Raw genomic sequence first — 17,921 nt, 5'->3', positions numbered from 1 at the left:
AACTTTTAACTCTAAAATATAAGTCTTTTTCTAATCTAAGAAAACCACTTTACCAGTTTCCATATCATAAACTGCGGATACAATTTTAATGTCTCCATTCGCTTCTAACTCTGCCATTTTTGGTGATCTCTTTCTAATGTCTTTAACTGTTTGTTTTGCGTTGGTATTTATCACACTATTTGTAAAAGCTAGATTTTTAGAAGAGACTTCTCCATTTTTCTCTGTCGCCTCTACAGATGGTCTAATTTCTGCAAGTAAATCGCTCAGTGCATTCATATTCATAGATGCAGCGTCTGTATTATCAATTGCATGTTTAACAGCTCCACAGGCCGTATGTCCCATAACAATAACTACTTTTGAACCTGCAACAGCTGTTGCGAATTCCATAGAACCAACAATATCTCTGTTTTCAATATTCCCGGCAACACGAGCGACAAAAATATCTCCAATACCTAAATCGAATACATCTTCTACTGGAACCCTACTATCTACGCATGATAAAACGATAGCTTTGGGGTATTGACCAATTGTTGCCAGCCTTCTTTGAGAAGAATGATCTCTTTGTGTTAAATTATTACTTACGAAATTCTCATTCCCTTTTTTAAGACGACTAATTATTTCATCTGGCGTCATGCTGGCCTGCTCTTCTGCAGTTAAAATACTTTTTATTGGCTGCTGGACCGCTGGTGTAATTGTCTCTTTTAACGTGCTATTAGCATCTGTAGTCGTTTCTTTTTTTGCCGTATCACATGATAAAACCCCTAAACTTAATAATGTAATTGCGATGTAATTAAAACCTTTTTTCATAGTATTATGTGTTATGTAACGTTAAATTGATTAAAAATTGTGATGAAAACTTAATTGTAATTGTCCTTTTCCTAAAGCGACTGTTTTTTGGTTCATCCAGCCCAATTGAATTCTTTGCCTAGATTTTATAACATAACCTAATCCTAGATATGTTCTATTACGGTCAAAAAGTTCTACAGTTCTACTATTCCCTATATCTTCTTGCCCATTGATAAATAATTCATTGTAAAGCGCTGCATAAATTGCTCCTTTTTCTAAGCTATATTTATTAATTGGCACATTCATGAAAAGGTTGTATCGATATCTTGTTCTAAAATCTTGATCTTCTACAAAGCGCTGCTCGTATCTAAAACGATGTGTTAAATAAATACGGCTCCCTATTTTTTGAGGTATAAGTGCTTCTTGGTAAATCCTATTTTCGCTAGAGATATCATTACTATCTCCAAATACTCCTGTAGTAATATTAGCATACCCAAAGGTTAAGAGAACCTTGGATTCCTTAGGTGTATACGTTAGACCTGTTCTTACTAGCAATTGTTCTAAGTCTCCTAAGGTATTCCAATTGCGATATTGTAAATCTCCTTGAATACCAAACTGACTATTCTTAAATTGGCGGTTAAAAAAATACATATACCAAGCTCCAGTTTGTCCTGATTCTACCTGCGAAAAACCATTTGCCGCAAATAGACTTAAAACACATATAGCTATTATTTTTTTCATATCGACTTATTTACATGCAAATATAATAGTATTACTATTATTTAGATAATATTAGTATACGGTTTAACTCCTATTTAACATCTTCTTTCCTTTCTTTTTAAAGAACTTAAATTGGTTCATAACAGAAACTCACAATTTTGTAATTTAGCTGAAATTAGAAACAGCTCATGCAAGATCCAACCTTCCCAAACATTATCTTCTTTGCGATTCCATTTTTTGTAATTGCGATGTTATTAGAATTGTACGTGACGGCAAAAGAAGGTATTAAAACTTATGAATCCAAAGATGCCTTCTCCTCCATTGCGATGGGATTAGGGAATGTGTTTTTGGGATTTTTTAGTAAAGCACTGGTGTTATTGGCTTTCTTTTATATTTATGAGAACTTTAGACTATTTACCATCCCAATTGTTTGGTGGAGTTTTATTTTAATATTCTTTACAGATGATTTCGCCTATTATTGGTTTCATCGCATCTCTCACGAATGCAGATTATTTTGGGCGTCTCATGTGGTTCATCATTCGTCTCAACATTATAATTTAAGTACTGCATTGAGACAAACTTGGTCTGGTGGATTTTACTCTTTCGTATTTTGGCTATGGCTCCCACTTTTAGGTTTCCATCCTGGTATGATTATACTACAAATGTCGATTAGCTTGATCTATCAATTTTGGATTCATACAGAAGCTATAGACAAAATGCCTAAATGGTTTGAAACTGTTTTTAATACACCTTCGCATCATCGTGTGCATCATGGCAGAAATCCGCTATATCTAGACAGAAATCACGCAGGAATTTTAATTATTTGGGACAGAATGTTCGGTACATTTCAACCCGAACTAAAAGATGAAAAAGTAGTCTATGGACTGGTGAAAAATATTAATACGTATAACCCAATCAGCATTGCTTTTACCGAATGGATAGATCTATTTAAAGATTTTTTTTCTGGTCGGAAATCGTTAAAAAACAGAATACTTTATCTTTTTAAACCACCTGGTTGGCGACATGATGGTACTGGACAGCTTTCTGATGATTTACGGAAGGAATGGTTGGAAAGTAATGGCAATGGAAGTTGAAGTTGAAGTCGCCGTATCAAGATGAATAATAAGCTTTCAGTCACCGTAGTGGTTTACAGATAAACATGTAGCTAAAAAAATGTATAATCAAAAAGACACTCGCTTATGCGAGCATAACATGAATTTTAATAAAAAACAATTTAGATTACAGGAGCTTCTAGCGGAATTGGTAAAAGTTTAGCAATTGCGCTTTCCCAATACGATTGAACATTAATATTATCTGCTAGAAGAAACACAGAATTAGAAAAGGTAAAAACCTTGCGCAAACAACCAGAACAGGTTTCCGTATTAACTTTAGATTTAGCAGAAACAAAGACTCTAGCAGCCATAGCTGAAACTGCTATCTCTATTTATGGGACTGTAGATATTCTTGTTAATAATGGTAGTATTAGTCAACGTTCCCCTATCATAGAAACCTCTATTGATGTAGATCGCAAACTCATGGAAATAGATTACTTGGGCACTGTTGCCATATCTAAAGCATTGCTACCCCATTTTGTAAAGAAACAATCTAGTCATTATGTTGTAGTTTCTAGTCTTATGGGAAAATTCAGTTCTCCTTTAAGATCTGCCTATTGTGGTGCAAAACATGCTTTACATGGCTTTTTTGACGCCTTGCGCTTAGAACATGATAAAGACAACGTAAAGGTCACTATGATTTGTCCTGGTTTTATAAACACCAATGTGGCTCGAAATGCATTAACAGCAGATGGTAGCAAACAAGATGATCAAGACGATATGACCGAAAACGGATTAGACGTTGATGTCTTTGTTCAAAAAATGATTACCGCCATTCGTAAAGAAAAGTTTGAAGCTTATATTGGTAAATTTGAAAAATTTGGCGTTTTTATGAAACGCTTGTCAACTAGGCTTATTCATAAGTTGGTTATGCGGAGTAAAGTTAGGTAAAACTACAACTCAATACTCTCACCAATCTCCAGCAACATCAAATCCTTATCCTTATCAAAGAATTTGCGCTTCGCTGCTTCATGGTCTATTTCAATATAGCCAAATGTATCAAAATGATAACCTAGTACTTTATCACATTCGACAAAGTCACTCGCTAAAATAGCCTCTTCAATTCCCATTGTAAAATTATCTCCTATAGGTATAATCGCTAAGTCTAGTTTTGTGAATAATGGGATCAATTTCATATCCATAGTTAATGCTGTATCTCCTGCGATATAGATGTTTTTATGCTCACCTTCTATCACAAAACCTCCAGGTTGACCCCCATAACTACCATCTGGAAATGAGGATGTATGAATAGCATTAACATATTTTACATTTCCAAATTCAAAATCCCATTGACCTCCATGATTCATAGGATGATTTTCTAAACCTAACTTATCAAAATGTGTGGCAATCTCAAAATTTGAGACGACTACTGCTCCTGTTCGTTTAGCTATAGCTTCAACATCTAAAATATGATCTTGGTGTGCATGAGTCACTAAAATATAGTCTGCTTTTAAAGTTTCTATGTTGATATGTGACGCTTTAGGGTTTCCAGAAATAAAAGGATCAACTAAAATATGGACGTCATTAATTTTGATACCTAGACTCGCGTGGCCGTAAAATGTAATTTGCATTGGTATTGGATTTTATAAGATTATTTACCTAACTCGAAAATACAAAAAAAACTCAGACAGATTTTAAGAAATTGTCTGAGTTTTTAAGCCCCAAATTTTATTGTCAACATTTAAGTAAATGTCTGCTAACCTACAAAATTTATTAAGTAAATATAATAATTAATTACTTGATAACCAAATAACTGTGTTAAAAATATCACAAAACATATCCAATACCTAATAATATTGAAAACAAAAATGTGGTAAGTGCAAGAACTTTTAACTGAGGATCAAAGTCTTTTGGATTTGTAACTTTTATGACAACATTGATATGAATCAGTAAAGGAATAAATGCGAGGTAAAACAAAAAATTCCAAGGACTTGAAAAATATAAAATTGAGAACACTATAGATACAACTATAGTCAAAACTATGAGAGTAATGTGATAAGCCTTTGCTTTGCTCTTTCCTAATTTCACTGCGAGTGTCTCTTTCTCTGCTAGTCTATCAGACTCTATATCTCTCATGTTATTGAGGTTTAAAACACCCATACTTAAGAGGCCTACTGAAATTGCCGGTAACCAGACATGATGGTCTATACTTTTAGTATATAAAAAGTAACTACCAACGACACTTAAAATTCCGAAGAAAATAAAAACAAATACATCTCCTAATCCTTTATAACCGTAAGGAGAGCTTCCTATAGTATAGTTTATTGCTGCGTATATTGAGAATCCTGATAAAAAGAAAAAGAGAATCGCATAGAGCAGGTATTTACTCCCAAATGAGGTAAATATAAGTCCTACGGTTAGCACAATAACGACCAATATATTCAATTTAATCCCTTCAAACATCTCTTCTGGAGTAATCTCTCCACTTTGAATTGCTCGCTTTGGTCCTATTCTACTTTCATTATCTGTCCCTCTAATACCATCTCCATAATCATTAGCTAGATTAGAAAGAATTTGTAATGCTACTGTTAAGAGAATCGCAAAAGTCATTATATAGGCATCAAACTTGCCATTATAATACGCAAAGCAAGACCCTATAATGATACCAGATATTGAAAGAGGTAAGGTTCTTAATCTAAAAGCAGATAGCCAAGGCTTTATTTTAGTAATCATAAAATGATTTTAGATTTAAGGGATCCACTTTTTATCAAAGTTAGGCTTACGCTTTTCTAAAAACGCATCACGTCCTTCTTTAGCTTCATCTGTCATATAAGCCAAACGCGTCGCTTCTCCTGCAAATACTTGTTGACCAACCATCCCATCATCTGTTAAATTCATTGCAAATTTCAACATTTTAATTGACATTGGTGATTTAGCTAATATTTCTTGAGCCCATTCGTAGGCAGTATCTTCTAACTCATCATGAGGAATCACAGCATTGACCATACCCATATCATAAGCTTCTTGAGCTGAATAATTTCTTCCGAGGAAAAAGATCTCACGAGCACGTTTTTGTCCGACCATTTTTGCCAAGTATGCAGATCCATACCCACCATCAAAACTAGTGACATCTGCATCTGTTTGCTTAAAAATAGCGTGCTCTTTACTGGCCAATGTTAAATCACAAACTACATGAAGACTATGTCCTCCTCCTACTGCCCAACCAGGAACAACGGCAATAACTGCTTTTGGCATAAAACGAATTAAACGTTGTACTTCGAGAATATTAAGGCGATGGTAACCGTCGTCTCCTACATATCCTTGATGACCTCTTACTTTTTGATCACCTCCAGAGCAGAAACTCCAAATACCGTCTTTAGTTGATGGTCCTTCTGCAGATAATAACACAACACCAATATTGACATCTTCGGTAGCATCATATAATGCATCGTAAAGTTCACTTGTTGTTTTGGGTCTAAAAGCGTTTCTAATATTGGGACGGTTAAACGCTATTCTAGCGACACCGTTGCGCTTTTTATAAGTAATATCTTCATAGGTTTTTGCTGTAACCCATTCGGCTTGATTCATAACTATAAGTATTTGTTACAAAAATACTGCTTTTTAAACATAGAACTCATCATATACAAATCTAAAAACATCTAAAACGTATAGACTTATTAATTAATATACTCCATTTTAAATACGTGTGCGCTTTTATAAATGACTTACTTTTTTAATACTAATGTCAAATAATTATCATAAAAAGATTAGCCGTCTTCAAGTTTTCAACTCTAAAAATAGAAAATAGATAATAGTAAATAGGATTGAATAATTCTTTTGAATATACATTTAAGCTTAATATATTTGTGGCCCCAATTTTTAAATAAACGATATGTCGATTGTTGATTATCCCTACTATCAAAACCTAATACACAAACAAACTATAGCCCTAGGAAATTTATACTTTTTTAAAAAATTCGTAGTGTGTGAATTCAAGGAAGGTGTCAACATTGATTTTGATAACTTTAACGAAGCCAAAACTGCCATTGAAAAGCAGTTTGGCAGCAGTTATTTTGGCTTTGTTGCTAATAGAATACACTCCTACTCTATTTTAATTACTGATGCGCCTTTATTCAACGAAGCATTTAAAAACTTAAAAGCCTACGCCACAATTACATACTCTTCTTTTTCTAGTCAAGTTTTTGAAATAGAAAATCATTTCTTTAATTTTAATAGGCAAAAATTCAATGAATTAGATGCGGCTATTCATTGGGTTACACAACATTTAGAAGAAACAGCAACTGGTTTTTAATTTAAATAAATACCATCTTCTTTTATAGTAATCAACTTTTGCTTATACAAAGTGCCGATAGCCTTTTTAAAAGTCTTCTTACTCATTTGTAAAACGTTTTTAATGTCGTCTGGATTTGATTTATCGTTAAGCGCTAAAAAACCATCATCAGAATCACCAAGATACTCCATAACTAAATCGGCATTTGGTTCAATTTTTCTATAGCCTATTTTACCAAGAACGATATCTAATTTATTATCCTCACGTACTTTTTTAACGAAACCTTTTAAACGATCTCCAACGCTAACATCTTTAAAAATATCTTCGGAAAAAATTAAACCTAAATGTTCATTGTTGACGATAACATTCATTCCTAATTCTGAAGGATGAGATACGATTAAATCGACCTCGTCAAACTGTTGCACAGTTAAGTCTTTATTATCTAAAAAACGATTGGTTTTACTCGAGGCCACCAGCCTATTTGTTTCTTCATCCAGATAACAATGGATAAGGTACCAGCCTCCTGCTTTCATTTTAAAAGCTTGCTCTTTAAATGGACAAAAGAGTTCTTTAACTAATCCCCAATCTAAAAAAGCACCGTGTTGTGTCACTTCATTACAACGTAGCAGAGCAAAATCATCACGAACAACATAAGGCTCATCTGTCACTGCTACTAAACGTTCTTCATTATCTAAATACACAAAAACCTTAAGCTCTTCCCATATTTGAAATGTCTTAGGCACATATCTATTTGGAAGTAAAACTTGGTTTTCCTCTGAATCTGACAAGTATAAACCCTGCTCAGTTTCTCGTATTATTTCTAACGTGTTGAAATCTCCTATTCTAATCATGAGCCAAAGATATGTAAAAAAGTACTTTAGATGGCTTTACTTTTCAACTTAAGGTATGAGAAATTCATCTGTTTTTAGGTCATAAAATTCTTGACTTAAAATTTCAGCATAAAAAAATCATCACCCAAGTGATGCTTCTTAATATATTTTAAAGATTCTTATTTGTAAACAGATTCTTTTTTAAAATGTGTTGCCAAAAGATAATATACAACTGCTCTGTATTTATTTCTATTTGATTTCCCGTATTTTTCAATTACAGCATCAATAGCCTTATCTAAATCAGGGCTATCCTTAAGACCTAACTTTTTAATTAAAAAATTGTTTTTAACTGTAGCTAATTCAGATTCATCAGATCCAGAGACTGTTGCAGCGTCTGCATTATAAATAGATGGCCCACAACCAATTGTTACTTTCGTTAATAAATCCATGTTAGCAGTTACACCACATTTATCTTTTAAATCTGCAGCATATTTTGTTATTAAGTCGTCTCTTTTACTCATCTTAGTTGTTAATTTTTAGGTTAATAAATATTTGCTCTATAAATATAGACAATTATTGGACACCTAATAAATTAGGATGTCACATTTTTATTTCACAAACTTAAAGTAGTCTAAGAGAATGGAATCATTTTCTGTCCTAGGTGTAAATACTTCTAATAGTCGTGGTTGTTTTGACTTGTTATAAAATGGTTTTAAAGCACCTTCTAATTCTAATTCATTTTGAGCTGTTGTATATTCAAAACCGTACATCTCACATAATTGCTTTGCTGTTAAGTGATGTTTCGTTTCAAAGAAATAATCAAAATTATCTGTGTTTTTATGTCCCGGTAGAATCCTAAAAATACCTCCTCCTTCATTATTGATAACAATAATCCTAAAGTTTTTAGGTATATAGTTATTCCATAGCGCATTACTATCATAAAAGAAGCTTAAATCTCCCGTAATAAATGTCGTTTGCCTTTCACTAACTACTGCACAACCTAATGCTGTTGATGTACTGCCATCAATGCCACTTGTACCACGATTACAATAAACCTTTAGAGAAGGGTTCATATTAAATAATTGTGCATATCGTATCGTTGAACTGTTGCCCAGTTGCAAAATTGTCTTGTTGGATATTGATTTTAGTATAAGATTGAAAGCTTTAAAATCACTAAACGGAATTTGTTTTACATACTCCAAATGCCTCTTATGTCGTAATTGTTTCACTGCAGTCCAAGTCTCTAAGTAACTGCTTTTGGCTACGTGCGTTATTTTGGGTAGAAATTCACTAAAAAAATCATTTGGTTTTGCTACAATATGCTTACTTAAACAAAAAAATGTATCATTAGCATTTTTCTCCCCAACATGCCAATGATGTTTAGGTTGATAGGTTCTTAAAAATGCTTTGATTTTTTTAGAAACGATTAAACCACCAATTGAAATTAGTATGTCTGGTTGTAAGTTTTTAAAATCTTCTTCCTCTAAAGGAGCAATCATTTTATCGATACTAGGAAAGAAATTTTTATGATGAACATTAGACGTCGTTTCTGTAAAGACAATCACACTATCATCATTTGCCAAATCATTCAACCACTGCTGTTCTATTTGACCAATTGGTAAGACACCTATCAAAATCATTTTTTTCTTTGACACATACCATTCATCGATACAGTCTTTAAGTTCTGCTTGATCAATTTTTACGGTCTTAATATCTAATTCCTCAACCTTTGGGTTTATACTCAATTCCTCAACAGTATCATAAAGAGGCTCATCAAAAGGAATATTGATATGAACTGGTCCCTTACTAAATCGAGCTAGATTGAATGCTTTGTTTATTTCCTCTTCGTTATAAGATTGAATACTTTGCTGTAAGCCTAAAATGCGTTCTAATTTATTTTCTAAACTCTTAAACATTGGAAGTTCATCTTTATCTGATAGTCCCTTTTCGTTTTTTAAGTCTAACTTTAAATTTGCAGAATACAAGATATTCTTTTCAAAGACATCTTTTTGGTTGATGGTTTGTCCGTCACCAATACCGATGAGATGCTGTGGTCTATCTGCAGACAATACGATTAAAGGTATATCACTAAAGAACGCCTCTGCTACTGCAGGATAATAATTAAGTAAAGCACTACCTGATGTGCAAACAACAGCTGCAGGCTCTTTGGTTTGCTGAGCAATACCTAATGCAAAAAAAGCAGCACAACGCTCATCTACTATACTATAGCATTTAAAGAATTCATCATTAGAAAATCCAAGTGTTAAAGGTGCATTTCTACTTCCTGGAGAAATAATAATATGCTTTATGTTTTTAAGTTTACACAACTGAATTACAGTTTGCGCAAGCGGAATTTTAGGGTGTATCATCTGTTTACAAAGTTATTGAAAATGTCACTTAAAAAAAATAAGATTGGATACAATTAATTCAGTAACTTTATTCCTGTTATATTCAAATTTAAATTACATATCACAAGTATATTAAGGGCTTTATCACTCAATCAGATGAGTACTAGTAAATAGTATGCAACCGCTAAAAAATAATACATATCCACACATGAAATTCCAATCTCTCTTTTTTCTCTTTTTATCGTTAGCCATTAGCAACTCTGTAAATTCTCAACAAAATGAAGACCTTTGGCTCAGAAACACTGCCATCTCTCCAAATGGACAGCAAATTGCCTTTACTTATAATGCAGATATTTATATGGTGTCTTCAAATGGCGGGAAAGCTACTCGATTAACAACCCATAGTGCTTATGATACTAAACCTGTCTGGTCGCATGACGGACAACAAATAGCGTTTGCATCCAATAGACATGGAAACTTTGATGTATTTATTATGACAGCTTCTGGAACCAATGTAAAGCGACTAACATTTCACTCCGCTGATGATATGCCAACAGACTTCTCTCAAAATAATGATGCGGTTTGGTTCAATAGTATTCGTTTGGATAACGAAAACTCTATGTTGTTTCACAAATTAGGAGAATTGTATAGTGTAAACATAAATGCGTCAACACCAAAACAACTCAGTAGTTTCCCTGCTTACGAAGCTAAAAACAACAGTAAAGGTGATATGATCTTTGAGGAAATCAAAGGCTATGAGTATGAGTGGAGAAAACACCACACATCTTCTGTCACTAGAGATATTTGGATCAAATCAGCTACAGGAAATTACACAAAACTATCAAATTTTAAAGGTGAAAATCGCAATATCCTTTTTGGTTCTGGTGATGTTTTTTATTTTTTATCTGAAAAATCTGGAACATTTAACGTCTTTCAATCTACGTTCTCTAATCCAAATAAATCTGACCAAATTTCAGAATTCAAGATGCATCCTGTGCGACATCTTTCAGTTTCAAATGATGCGCTTTTAGCTTACAGTTTCAACGGAGATATCTACACTCAGCACATTGGAGAATCTCCAAAAAAATTGAATATAGATGTTAGTGGTGATCAATCATTAATGGAAAATGAATTATTATTTGTTGACGGAAGCGTCACTCATATGGTACCCTCTCCTAACGGAAAAGAATTAATTTTTATCTACAGAGGCGATGTGTTTGTAACCTCAGTAGATGGCAGTTTAACACGACGACTTACCGATACTCCAGAACAAGAACGCAGTATTGACATTAGTGCAGATGGTAGAACTATTATTTATGCTGGAGAGCGCAATAACAGCTGGAACCTATACACTCAAACGCTTCCAAAGAAAGAAGAAAAATATTTCTTAAATGCTATTGAATTAAAAGAAGAGATCTTACTCGCTGATATTTCTGAAAGTTTTCAACCTAAGTTCTCACCAACAGGAGAAGATGTCGCTTATTTAGAAGAGCGAACAAAACTGAGAACTATCAATCTAAAGACTAAAGAAATCATATCGATTCATAATGGTGAAAAACATTTCTCATATTCAGATGGAGACCAGGAATTTGAATGGAGCCCAGACGGCAAATGGATTGCTATAACCTTCTATCCAGATCAATATTGGGTTGCAGAAATAGGTGTTTTAAAAGCCGATGGTTCTGGAGATTTGATTAATGTATCAAAAAGCGGATTTAATGATTTTAAGCCAAAATGGTCATTAGATGGTTCTATACTATATTGGGCATCAGATAGAAACGGGATGCACAGTGTTGCAAAAACAGGACCCTCACAGCTAGACGTGTATGGTGTGTTTTTAACTCAAAAAGCTTTTGATGAATTCAAATTAAGTAAAGATGAATTTGCGTTTGTTTCAGAGGCTGATGAGGCTGATGAGGCTGATGAAACAGAGGATGATGAAAAAAATTCTAAAAAAGACAAGAAAGACAATGAAAAAAAGGATAAAAAGTTAAAGCCTATAGATATTGAGTTTGATAATTTATACAAGCGTAAAGCAAAATTATCATTATTCTCTACTAATCTGTCTGACATGTTAGTCACTAAGGATGCTAAATCGTTATTATACTTAGGTCGCGTAGATAATAAAGCCGATTTATGGAAACTAGATTTACGTACCAGGGAAATCAAGTCTTTGGGTAAATATGATCGTGGAGGCAGTATGGCCTTTGGTAAAGATGCTAAGGAAGTTTACGTTTTAAGTGGTGGAAAAATATCTAAAGTAGATATTAGTTCTGGTAAGACGAAGGGTGTTGGTATCAACGATGAAATGTCATTTAATTTATCTGCAGAGCGTTTATACCTTATGGATCATGTATCTCGTCAGGTTAAGAAAAAGTTTTTAGATCCTAATCTTCATGGAGCACCTTGGGATACATTATCTGCTAACTACAAAAAATTCGTACCTCATATTAACAACGACTATGATTTTAAAGATATTTTAGGAGAGTTACTAGGAGAATTGAATGCTTCACATACTGGAGCACGTTTTACAGAGCCTAATAAAAAAGGAGATGAAACAGGATCACTTGCTATTTATACTAACGATAGCTATGATGGTAATGGACTCCAAATTTCTGAACTTATAGAAGGAAGTCCTTTAATTAATGGTGATAAAAAAGTAAAAGCAGGTGTTATTATAGAAGCAATAAACGGTAAAACCCTAACTAAAAGCATTAATTATTATACACTCCTAAATAGAAAAATTGACGCTGCTATTACAGTTTCTTATTATGACCCATCAACATCTAAAAGATGGAAAGAGCGTGCGAAGCCAATTTCAATAGATGCAGAAAACGAATTACGCTACCAACGATGGATTAGAAAAAACCGAGAGATGGTACATAAACTATCTGATAATCAAATTGGATATATGCATATTCGCAACATGAACGATGGGAGTTTTAGAGAGTTCTTAGAAGAAGTCATGGGTGAAGAAGTCAATAAAAAAGCATTGGTCGTTGATACGCGATTTAATGGTGGAGGCGATTTAGTTGATGACATCACTACCTTTTTAAGTGGAACAAAATATATGGAGTTTAGCAACGGAGGAAAAGTGGTGGGTACAGAATCACAACGCCGTTGGACAAAACCAAGTATTATGCTTATTGGAGAGTCTAACTATTCTGATGCACACTGTACTCCTGCTGGATATAAAGATTTAAAAATTGGAAAACTCGTAGGCATGCCAGTTCCTGGAACTTGTAGTTTTGTATGGTGGGAACGTATCCAAAATGGGATCGTGTTTGGAATCCCAAACATGCAAGTCTTAGACATAGAAGGTGATGTTTTAGAAAACAAAGAATTGCAACCAGATATTTTAGTTAAAAATGGTTTTGACGCAGTCACTAACGGAAAAGACGAACAAATAGAAGCTGCTGTTGCAGAATTGTTGAAACAAGTTAATTAGAATGCAACTCTAGAATGATCATCTAGTTCAATAATACGCGCATCATCGTTTGAGTTTTGTTGACGGTTTCCTCCCACTCCAATTGTGGGTCCGAATCTTTTGTGATACCTCCTCCAACATAAATCAATGCGTGCTTATTTTTTATTTGCATACATCTTAAGTTAACAAAGAACTCACTTGTAGTTTTAATACTTGAGTACGCATTATTCTCTACATTTCGTCTATTTGTATTTCGAGATTTTGAAGTCTTAATATTTAATTCACCTAGAAACCCTGTATAAAACTCTCGATTATACTTTTCATTATTTAAAATGAAATTTTTGGCTTCTGCTTTAGGCAAACCACAAATAGCAGGTGTTGGATGCAGAGTTTCTATAACAGATTTTAATATACCAGATTTTAATATACCTGAAATTTTAGATTGCAAGTGAAATAGTTGTCCTGCTTTGACTGTATTTGGACCTGTAACATTGATATTATTTAAGACACCTTGAAGATTATTAACGATGTAATCTGTTACTATTTGCTGTTCGTTTATTTCTTTAGTTCCCCAAGCTGTTTCACTAGTGTCGTTATGTTTTTTAGTACCTGCTAAAGACATGGTTTTGAAACGTAGTCCTTCAATATTTAAAAGCGTTTCTGGAGTTGCTCCTAACCAAAGTCCTATGTCTGGATGGTACCATAGATAGACAAATGCTGTTGGATAAACACTCAGTAAAGATTGAAAAAGTTGTATTGGGTTTTCTTCGGAAATTGGAAGACCTTCAACTCTAGATAGTACAACCTTTTCAAATGTTCCATTTCTAATAGCTCTAATACCTTTTTGAACTAATTCTAAGTGTTGTTCGTAAGTATTTTGAGATGTTTCTGAATTACTTTTAAGATTTGTATTGTTAGATATTTCCGAAGAAAAAACACAGTCACAATTGATGCTTATTGATTGTTCTAACGGAAATAATATCGCATCATTTTTAGAATCAAAAGGTGAAAACACAAAACCACTCTCCGTAAAATCATTTACGGTACGTACGGTATGATCCTTTTGAAGTATCGCCTTTACAAATGAGTTGTTAGGCTTTCTATAAGCAACAAAAGGCAGTTGTGAATTATAATGGGTTTCTATAGCTGTAAATAATTCTTTTTGAATCATTACCTACTTCTTTTTTGGAAGAGAAATTGTTGATAATCTGCAAATTGACACCAAATTATCGTTATCATCTGTAACTCTGATATCCAATAATTGTGTCGTTCTACCTTTATGTATAAAAGTAGCCTTAGCGTAAACGTAACCATCCTTGACACTTTTTAAATGATTGGCTGTAATCTCTAAACCACGAACAAATTTATTCTCAATATCAAGAAAAAGATGAGATGCAAAACTGCCAACACTTTCCGCCAAAGCCGCAGTTGCTCCTCCATGTAATACACCATCAGGCTGGTAAACTCTAGAGTTAACAGGCATTCTAGCCACCACGAAGTCATCACCATAATCTACCATCTCGATATTTAAGGTTTCCATCAACGTATTTTTACTTGCTACATTAGCTTTATCGAGCATATCTTGTTTAGATAATTGCATAGAATTACTGTATTTTTAGCGTGAATTATAAGAAATACAAAGATACAAATGAATTCAACAGAAAAGGAAATTTCTTATCACATTAGTAATAGTTACTCTACCTTAAATGAACTGACATCATTAACAAAAAATGTTTGGTTTGTTTGCCATGGTATGGGATATTTAAGTAAGTATTTTCTTAAATATTTTAAAGATCTAAACCCTATAGAAAATTATATTATTGCACCTCAAGCTCAAAGTAAATATTATATAACTCCAAAATTTAAACATGTTGGCGCAAGTTGGTTAACTCGTGAAAACACTAAAATGGAAACCAATAATATAATCGCTTATTTTGATTCAATTTTTAAACATGAACAGATTACACAAGATAAGAACCTTATCATTTTAGGCTATTCGCAAGGCGTCAGTGTGGCTATGAGATATATTGCGAAACGACAATTACAATGCTCGCAATTAGTGTTGCTTTCTGGTGGAATCCCGAAGGAATTAAAAAAAGAAGATTTTAGGTTCTTTAAAGGAAAAACCAAACTTATTTATGGTATCAATGATGAATATCTCCAGGAAGAACGGATGACACAGGAACAACAAAAGGCAGAAATGTTGTTTGGTAACAAATTGGAAATTATTCCCTTTGAGGGCGTACATGAAGTCAATACAGAAATAATAAATCAGCTGGTGTAAAATGCGAGTACCTATTTTAGAAACCAAGCATGTAAAACTAACACTACTTACATTAAATAATTATGTTAAGCTCATAGCTATTGCACAAGAGAAAGATTTGACCTACTACTCACCTAGCACTATTTCTTCTTCGGAAAAATTGAAAGACTACTTTAAAGTAGCTGTTGATGGCTATTTAAATCAAACTGCAATTCCTTTTATTATTTATGATAAAGTAAAACAGCAATATTCAGGAAGCACGCGTTTTGGCTTAATCCATTAGAAAAATAAAGTACTACATATTCGTTGGACATGGATTGGTCACGAATTTCAAGGCACTGGATTAAACAAAAACATGAAGTTTTTAATGCTCCAATATGCTTTTGAAACTTTAGTTTTTGATAAGGTAGAATTCAGAATTGACGAACGCTACCAAAAATCGAGAAACGCTGTTGACAAATTGGGTGCCATTCTTGAAGGCATACTGCGAAAAGACACTATTATGAAAGACGGCTTTAGACGCAGTAAATGATGTTATGGTATCTTAAAAGAAGAAGACCAACTATTAAAACTCGGGTTTTTAGAACACTTTAAACGGTCTTCTGTAGTGTTTTGTTTTTTTCTTTTAAAATAGCTAATTGCTTTTCTATAAACGTAATTGCTTGTTCTGTTTTATGACTTGTTTTAGAGGCCATGTTTTTAAATTCTTTTTTTAAAGTTTCCTTTCCTGAGGTTGCTGCTTTAGATAAGTCGTCTTTAACCTCTATAAAATCACTAGATAATTGATTTTTTATGTCTTTACCTTCTTTCTTCAGCTTGTCTCTTGTTATACTGCCTTTTTCTGGCGCTAATAAAACTCCTGCTGCTGTTCCTATTAACACTCCTAATACTATTGCTCCTTTATATATCATAGCTTTTTTTTATAAATACGTGTTTATTTATAAGTCGAAAAACTTAGGCATTTGTTACAAACAAACTCATAAACAAGTATTTATAAAAAAAAACCGAAGAGTAATGATTTAACACAAAAAACAGCACATAGTATTCTAGCCCAATTTGAAAATTAATTTTCTATAATAAAAATAGAAGAAGAATACTCAAAATCTGTAAAATATCTAGATTCTAATGTCCCTACTTTAGCTTGATAAGTAAACATGTAAATGATCTTTTGTCCATAATTACAAAGAAAGCAAATAGAACTCTTGAGACTGTTTCTGTAGCGTTTTATATTAGCTAATCAGATTATCTATTATATCTTTAACGGGAAGAATTTCTTTAGTATGAGCTATACTTGGTCCTGCAACCCAAACTGTTTTGTAAGTTGCTTTTTTGGCAGCATTCTCAGTCGCTTTCATACCTATTGAAAATCGCACCATCTTCACCCACTTTTTAAGCTTCTTATTTTTATTAAGCATGGTTTCGAGCCACGTTGCTTTTGTTCCTATTTTTTGAACATAGGGAGTATTTATAACGGTGCAAGGCGTACCAGAAATACGCTCTGTCATAATAATATCTTCTGCGCCATAATCAACGCAAGCCTGTTTGTATTCGTCAGTCACGCCTGCTTCTATAGAAGCTATAAACGGACTACCAACACTAACACCTTCTGCGCCATAACTCAACATTCTATCAATATCTGCTTTACAACCAACACCTCCTGCTGAAATCACAGGAATAGTTAACTCTTTACTCAATAAACTTGTTAATTCCTCTGGTGTAAGATTTCCTCTGTGACCACCAGCTTCATTATTTACAGCTATTGCAGCATCAGCTCCCAATTGTTCTACCTTTCTAGCAAAATGTAAATCTGTAACATCACAAAACACCTTAATACCTACTGCATGTGCTTGATTTATAGTTTCTTCTGGACTACCTAGAGACGTAATTAAAAAATCACAACCCTCTTCACAGATTACTTCTAACTGTCCTTGATATTTAATATTTGATTTATTAACAATGAGATTAAACCCAAAAGACCCACCTTCAACCTTATTTGCTTTCAATTCACGTATTGCAGCTCTTAATTCATCAAGTGTCCTGTAGTTAAGTGCAGGAATACAACCTGCTATTCCTCCTTTCATTGCTTCTGTCACCATAGCAACATTAGATACCAAAAACATTGGTGCTTGAATAATTGGGTATTTAATATTGAGCATTTGTGTGAGTCTTGTAGTCATATTATAAGTTTAATTAGTCGCATTTCA

Annotated in this window: 19 protein-coding genes; 7 read left to right on the top strand and 12 right to left on the bottom strand. The window is 33.4% G+C overall.

All coding sequences use genetic code 11. The features are described 5' to 3' along the window. Positions 1-30: 30 nt before the first annotated feature. Together H593_RS0103830 and H593_RS0103825 are read right to left on the bottom strand one after the other, a co-directional pair. Positions 31-807 carry a carbonic anhydrase family protein gene (locus H593_RS0103830; RefSeq protein ID WP_028871216.1) on the bottom strand — a complete coding sequence of 259 codons (777 nt, stop codon included), beginning with the start codon at positions 805-807 and terminating at the stop codon, positions 31-33. A gap of 30 nt (positions 808-837) precedes the next feature. Further along, positions 838-1,527, bottom strand: a complete 690-nt coding sequence (locus H593_RS0103825) for a DUF2490 domain-containing protein (protein ID WP_028871215.1) — start codon at positions 1,525-1,527, stop codon at positions 838-840. 167 nt (positions 1,528-1,694) lie between these two features. Between H593_RS0103825 and H593_RS0103820 the strand changes: the two genes are divergently transcribed. After that, positions 1,695-2,600 carry a sterol desaturase family protein gene (locus H593_RS0103820; RefSeq protein ID WP_028871214.1) on the top strand — a complete coding sequence of 302 codons (906 nt, stop codon included), beginning with the start codon at positions 1,695-1,697 and terminating at the stop codon, positions 2,598-2,600. A gap of 213 nt (positions 2,601-2,813) precedes the next feature. Further along, on the top strand, positions 2,814-3,509 hold the full coding sequence (locus H593_RS18450; RefSeq protein WP_261793664.1) for an SDR family NAD(P)-dependent oxidoreductase: 696 nt from the start codon (positions 2,814-2,816) through the stop codon (positions 3,507-3,509). 2 nt (positions 3,510-3,511) lie between these two features. On the opposite strand, the gene H593_RS0103810 is transcribed toward H593_RS18450, so the two are convergent. From H593_RS0103810 to H593_RS0103800, 3 genes are all read right to left on the bottom strand, one after another. Continuing rightward, positions 3,512-4,189, bottom strand: a complete 678-nt coding sequence (locus H593_RS0103810) for a metal-dependent hydrolase (protein WP_028871213.1) — start codon at positions 4,187-4,189, stop codon at positions 3,512-3,514. Between the two features lie 196 nt (positions 4,190-4,385). Continuing rightward, on the bottom strand, positions 4,386-5,291 hold the full coding sequence (gene menA / locus H593_RS0103805; protein WP_037051457.1) for a 1,4-dihydroxy-2-naphthoate octaprenyltransferase: 906 nt from the start codon (positions 5,289-5,291) through the stop codon (positions 4,386-4,388). Between the two features lie 15 nt (positions 5,292-5,306). After that, complete coding sequence (locus tag H593_RS0103800) at positions 5,307-6,146, bottom strand: 1,4-dihydroxy-2-naphthoyl-CoA synthase (RefSeq protein ID WP_028871211.1); 840 nt, start codon at positions 6,144-6,146, stop codon at positions 5,307-5,309. A gap of 304 nt (positions 6,147-6,450) precedes the next feature. Between H593_RS0103800 and H593_RS0103795 the strand changes: the two genes are divergently transcribed. Further along, positions 6,451-6,870, top strand: coding sequence for a hypothetical protein (locus tag H593_RS0103795; protein WP_028871210.1), 420 nt, complete (start codon positions 6,451-6,453; stop codon positions 6,868-6,870). Here H593_RS0103795 and H593_RS0103790 read toward each other — a convergent pair. From H593_RS0103790 to menD, 3 genes are all read right to left on the bottom strand, one after another. After that, on the bottom strand, positions 6,867-7,700 hold the full coding sequence (locus H593_RS0103790; protein WP_028871209.1) for a CvfB family protein: 834 nt from the start codon (positions 7,698-7,700) through the stop codon (positions 6,867-6,869). The two genes, H593_RS0103795 and H593_RS0103790, sit on opposite strands and share 4 nt — an antisense overlap. Before the next feature lie 158 nt (positions 7,701-7,858). Continuing rightward, positions 7,859-8,200 carry a DUF2853 family protein gene (locus tag H593_RS0103785; protein WP_028871208.1) on the bottom strand — a complete coding sequence of 114 codons (342 nt, stop codon included), beginning with the start codon at positions 8,198-8,200 and terminating at the stop codon, positions 7,859-7,861. Between the two features lie 87 nt (positions 8,201-8,287). After that, on the bottom strand, positions 8,288-10,048 hold the full coding sequence (gene menD, locus H593_RS0103780) for a 2-succinyl-5-enolpyruvyl-6-hydroxy-3-cyclohexene-1-carboxylic-acid synthase (RefSeq protein WP_028871207.1): 1,761 nt from the start codon (positions 10,046-10,048) through the stop codon (positions 8,288-8,290). 187 nt (positions 10,049-10,235) lie between these two features. On the opposite strand from menD, the gene H593_RS0103775 reads away from it, so the two are divergent. Continuing rightward, the gene (locus H593_RS0103775; RefSeq protein WP_028871206.1) at positions 10,236-13,475 is read left to right on the top strand and encodes a S41 family peptidase; all 3,240 of its coding nucleotides are present in this window, start codon (positions 10,236-10,238) and stop codon (positions 13,473-13,475) included. A 22-nt stretch (positions 13,476-13,497) separates the two neighbouring features. On the opposite strand, the gene H593_RS0103770 is transcribed toward H593_RS0103775, so the two are convergent. After that, on the bottom strand, positions 13,498-14,625 hold the full coding sequence (locus H593_RS0103770) for a chorismate-binding protein (RefSeq protein ID WP_028871205.1): 1,128 nt from the start codon (positions 14,623-14,625) through the stop codon (positions 13,498-13,500). 3 nt (positions 14,626-14,628) lie between these two features. Beyond that, positions 14,629-15,054, bottom strand: a complete 426-nt coding sequence (locus H593_RS0103765; RefSeq protein ID WP_028871204.1) for a PaaI family thioesterase — start codon at positions 15,052-15,054, stop codon at positions 14,629-14,631. Between the two features lie 48 nt (positions 15,055-15,102). Here H593_RS0103765 and H593_RS0103760 point away from each other — a divergent pair, with 48 nt between their 5' ends. From H593_RS0103760 to H593_RS21475, 3 genes are all read left to right on the top strand, one after another. Continuing rightward, positions 15,103-15,738, top strand: a complete 636-nt coding sequence (locus H593_RS0103760) for an alpha/beta hydrolase (protein ID WP_028871203.1) — start codon at positions 15,103-15,105, stop codon at positions 15,736-15,738. 1 nt (position 15,739) lies between these two features. Next, a complete protein-coding gene (locus H593_RS21480) occupies positions 15,740-16,000 on the top strand; it encodes a hypothetical protein (RefSeq protein ID WP_315969367.1) in 261 nt (86 codons plus the stop codon). A 72-nt stretch (positions 16,001-16,072) separates the two neighbouring features. Further along, on the top strand, positions 16,073-16,249 hold the full coding sequence (locus H593_RS21475) for a GNAT family N-acetyltransferase (protein WP_390620520.1): 177 nt from the start codon (positions 16,073-16,075) through the stop codon (positions 16,247-16,249). 58 nt (positions 16,250-16,307) lie between these two features. On the opposite strand, the gene H593_RS0103750 is transcribed toward H593_RS21475, so the two are convergent. Both H593_RS0103750 and H593_RS0103740 read right to left on the bottom strand, forming a co-directional pair. After that, entirely contained in the window at positions 16,308-16,628 is a 321-nt protein-coding gene (locus tag H593_RS0103750) for a YtxH domain-containing protein (RefSeq protein ID WP_028871202.1), read from the bottom strand. A 318-nt stretch (positions 16,629-16,946) separates the two neighbouring features. Next, positions 16,947-17,894 (bottom strand): NAD(P)H-dependent flavin oxidoreductase, encoded by a 948-nt coding sequence (locus tag H593_RS0103740; protein ID WP_028871201.1) that lies wholly within the window; start codon positions 17,892-17,894, stop codon positions 16,947-16,949. Positions 17,895-17,921 lie beyond the last annotated feature (27 nt).

This window comes from Psychroserpens burtonensis DSM 12212, assembly GCF_000425305.1.
GTDB classification, from domain to species: domain Bacteria; phylum Bacteroidota; class Bacteroidia; order Flavobacteriales; family Flavobacteriaceae; genus Psychroserpens; species Psychroserpens burtonensis.
The sequence above is the reverse complement of the archived record's forward strand: the minus strand, read 5'-3'. Positions and strand labels throughout refer to the sequence as shown.

Bases quoted from the DNA above. Each gene is read 5' to 3' on its own strand.
- H593_RS0103830 (WP_028871216.1), bottom strand. From the start codon at position 807: ATGAAAAAAGGTTTTAATTACATCGCAATTACATTATTAAGTTTAGGG.
- H593_RS0103825 (WP_028871215.1), bottom strand. From the start codon at position 1,527: ATGAAAAAAATAATAGCTATATGTGTTTTAAGTCTATTTGCGGCAAAT.
- H593_RS0103820 (WP_028871214.1), top strand. From the start codon at position 1,695: ATGCAAGATCCAACCTTCCCAAACATTATCTTCTTTGCGATTCCATTT.
- H593_RS0103810 (WP_028871213.1), bottom strand. From the start codon at position 4,189: ATGCAAATTACATTTTACGGCCACGCGAGTCTAGGTATCAAAATTAAT.
- menA (WP_037051457.1), bottom strand. From the start codon at position 5,291: ATGATTACTAAAATAAAGCCTTGGCTATCTGCTTTTAGATTAAGAACC.
- H593_RS0103800 (WP_028871211.1), bottom strand. From the start codon at position 6,146: ATGAATCAAGCCGAATGGGTTACAGCAAAAACCTATGAAGATATTACT.
- H593_RS0103795 (WP_028871210.1), top strand. From the start codon at position 6,451: ATGTCGATTGTTGATTATCCCTACTATCAAAACCTAATACACAAACAA.
- H593_RS0103790 (WP_028871209.1), bottom strand. From the start codon at position 7,700: ATGATTAGAATAGGAGATTTCAACACGTTAGAAATAATACGAGAAACT.
- H593_RS0103785 (WP_028871208.1), bottom strand. From the start codon at position 8,200: ATGAGTAAAAGAGACGACTTAATAACAAAATATGCTGCAGATTTAAAA.
- menD (WP_028871207.1), bottom strand. From the start codon at position 10,048: ATGATACACCCTAAAATTCCGCTTGCGCAAACTGTAATTCAGTTGTGT.
- H593_RS0103775 (WP_028871206.1), top strand. From the start codon at position 10,236: ATGAAATTCCAATCTCTCTTTTTTCTCTTTTTATCGTTAGCCATTAGC.
- H593_RS0103770 (WP_028871205.1), bottom strand. From the start codon at position 14,625: ATGATTCAAAAAGAATTATTTACAGCTATAGAAACCCATTATAATTCA.
- H593_RS0103765 (WP_028871204.1), bottom strand. From the start codon at position 15,054: ATGCAATTATCTAAACAAGATATGCTCGATAAAGCTAATGTAGCAAGT.
- H593_RS0103760 (WP_028871203.1), top strand. From the start codon at position 15,103: ATGAATTCAACAGAAAAGGAAATTTCTTATCACATTAGTAATAGTTAC.
- H593_RS21480 (WP_315969367.1), top strand. From the start codon at position 15,740: ATGCGAGTACCTATTTTAGAAACCAAGCATGTAAAACTAACACTACTT.
- H593_RS21475 (WP_390620520.1), top strand. From the start codon at position 16,073: ATGAAGTTTTTAATGCTCCAATATGCTTTTGAAACTTTAGTTTTTGAT.
- H593_RS0103750 (WP_028871202.1), bottom strand. From the start codon at position 16,628: ATGATATATAAAGGAGCAATAGTATTAGGAGTGTTAATAGGAACAGCA.
- H593_RS0103740 (WP_028871201.1), bottom strand. From the start codon at position 17,894: ATGACTACAAGACTCACACAAATGCTCAATATTAAATACCCAATTATT.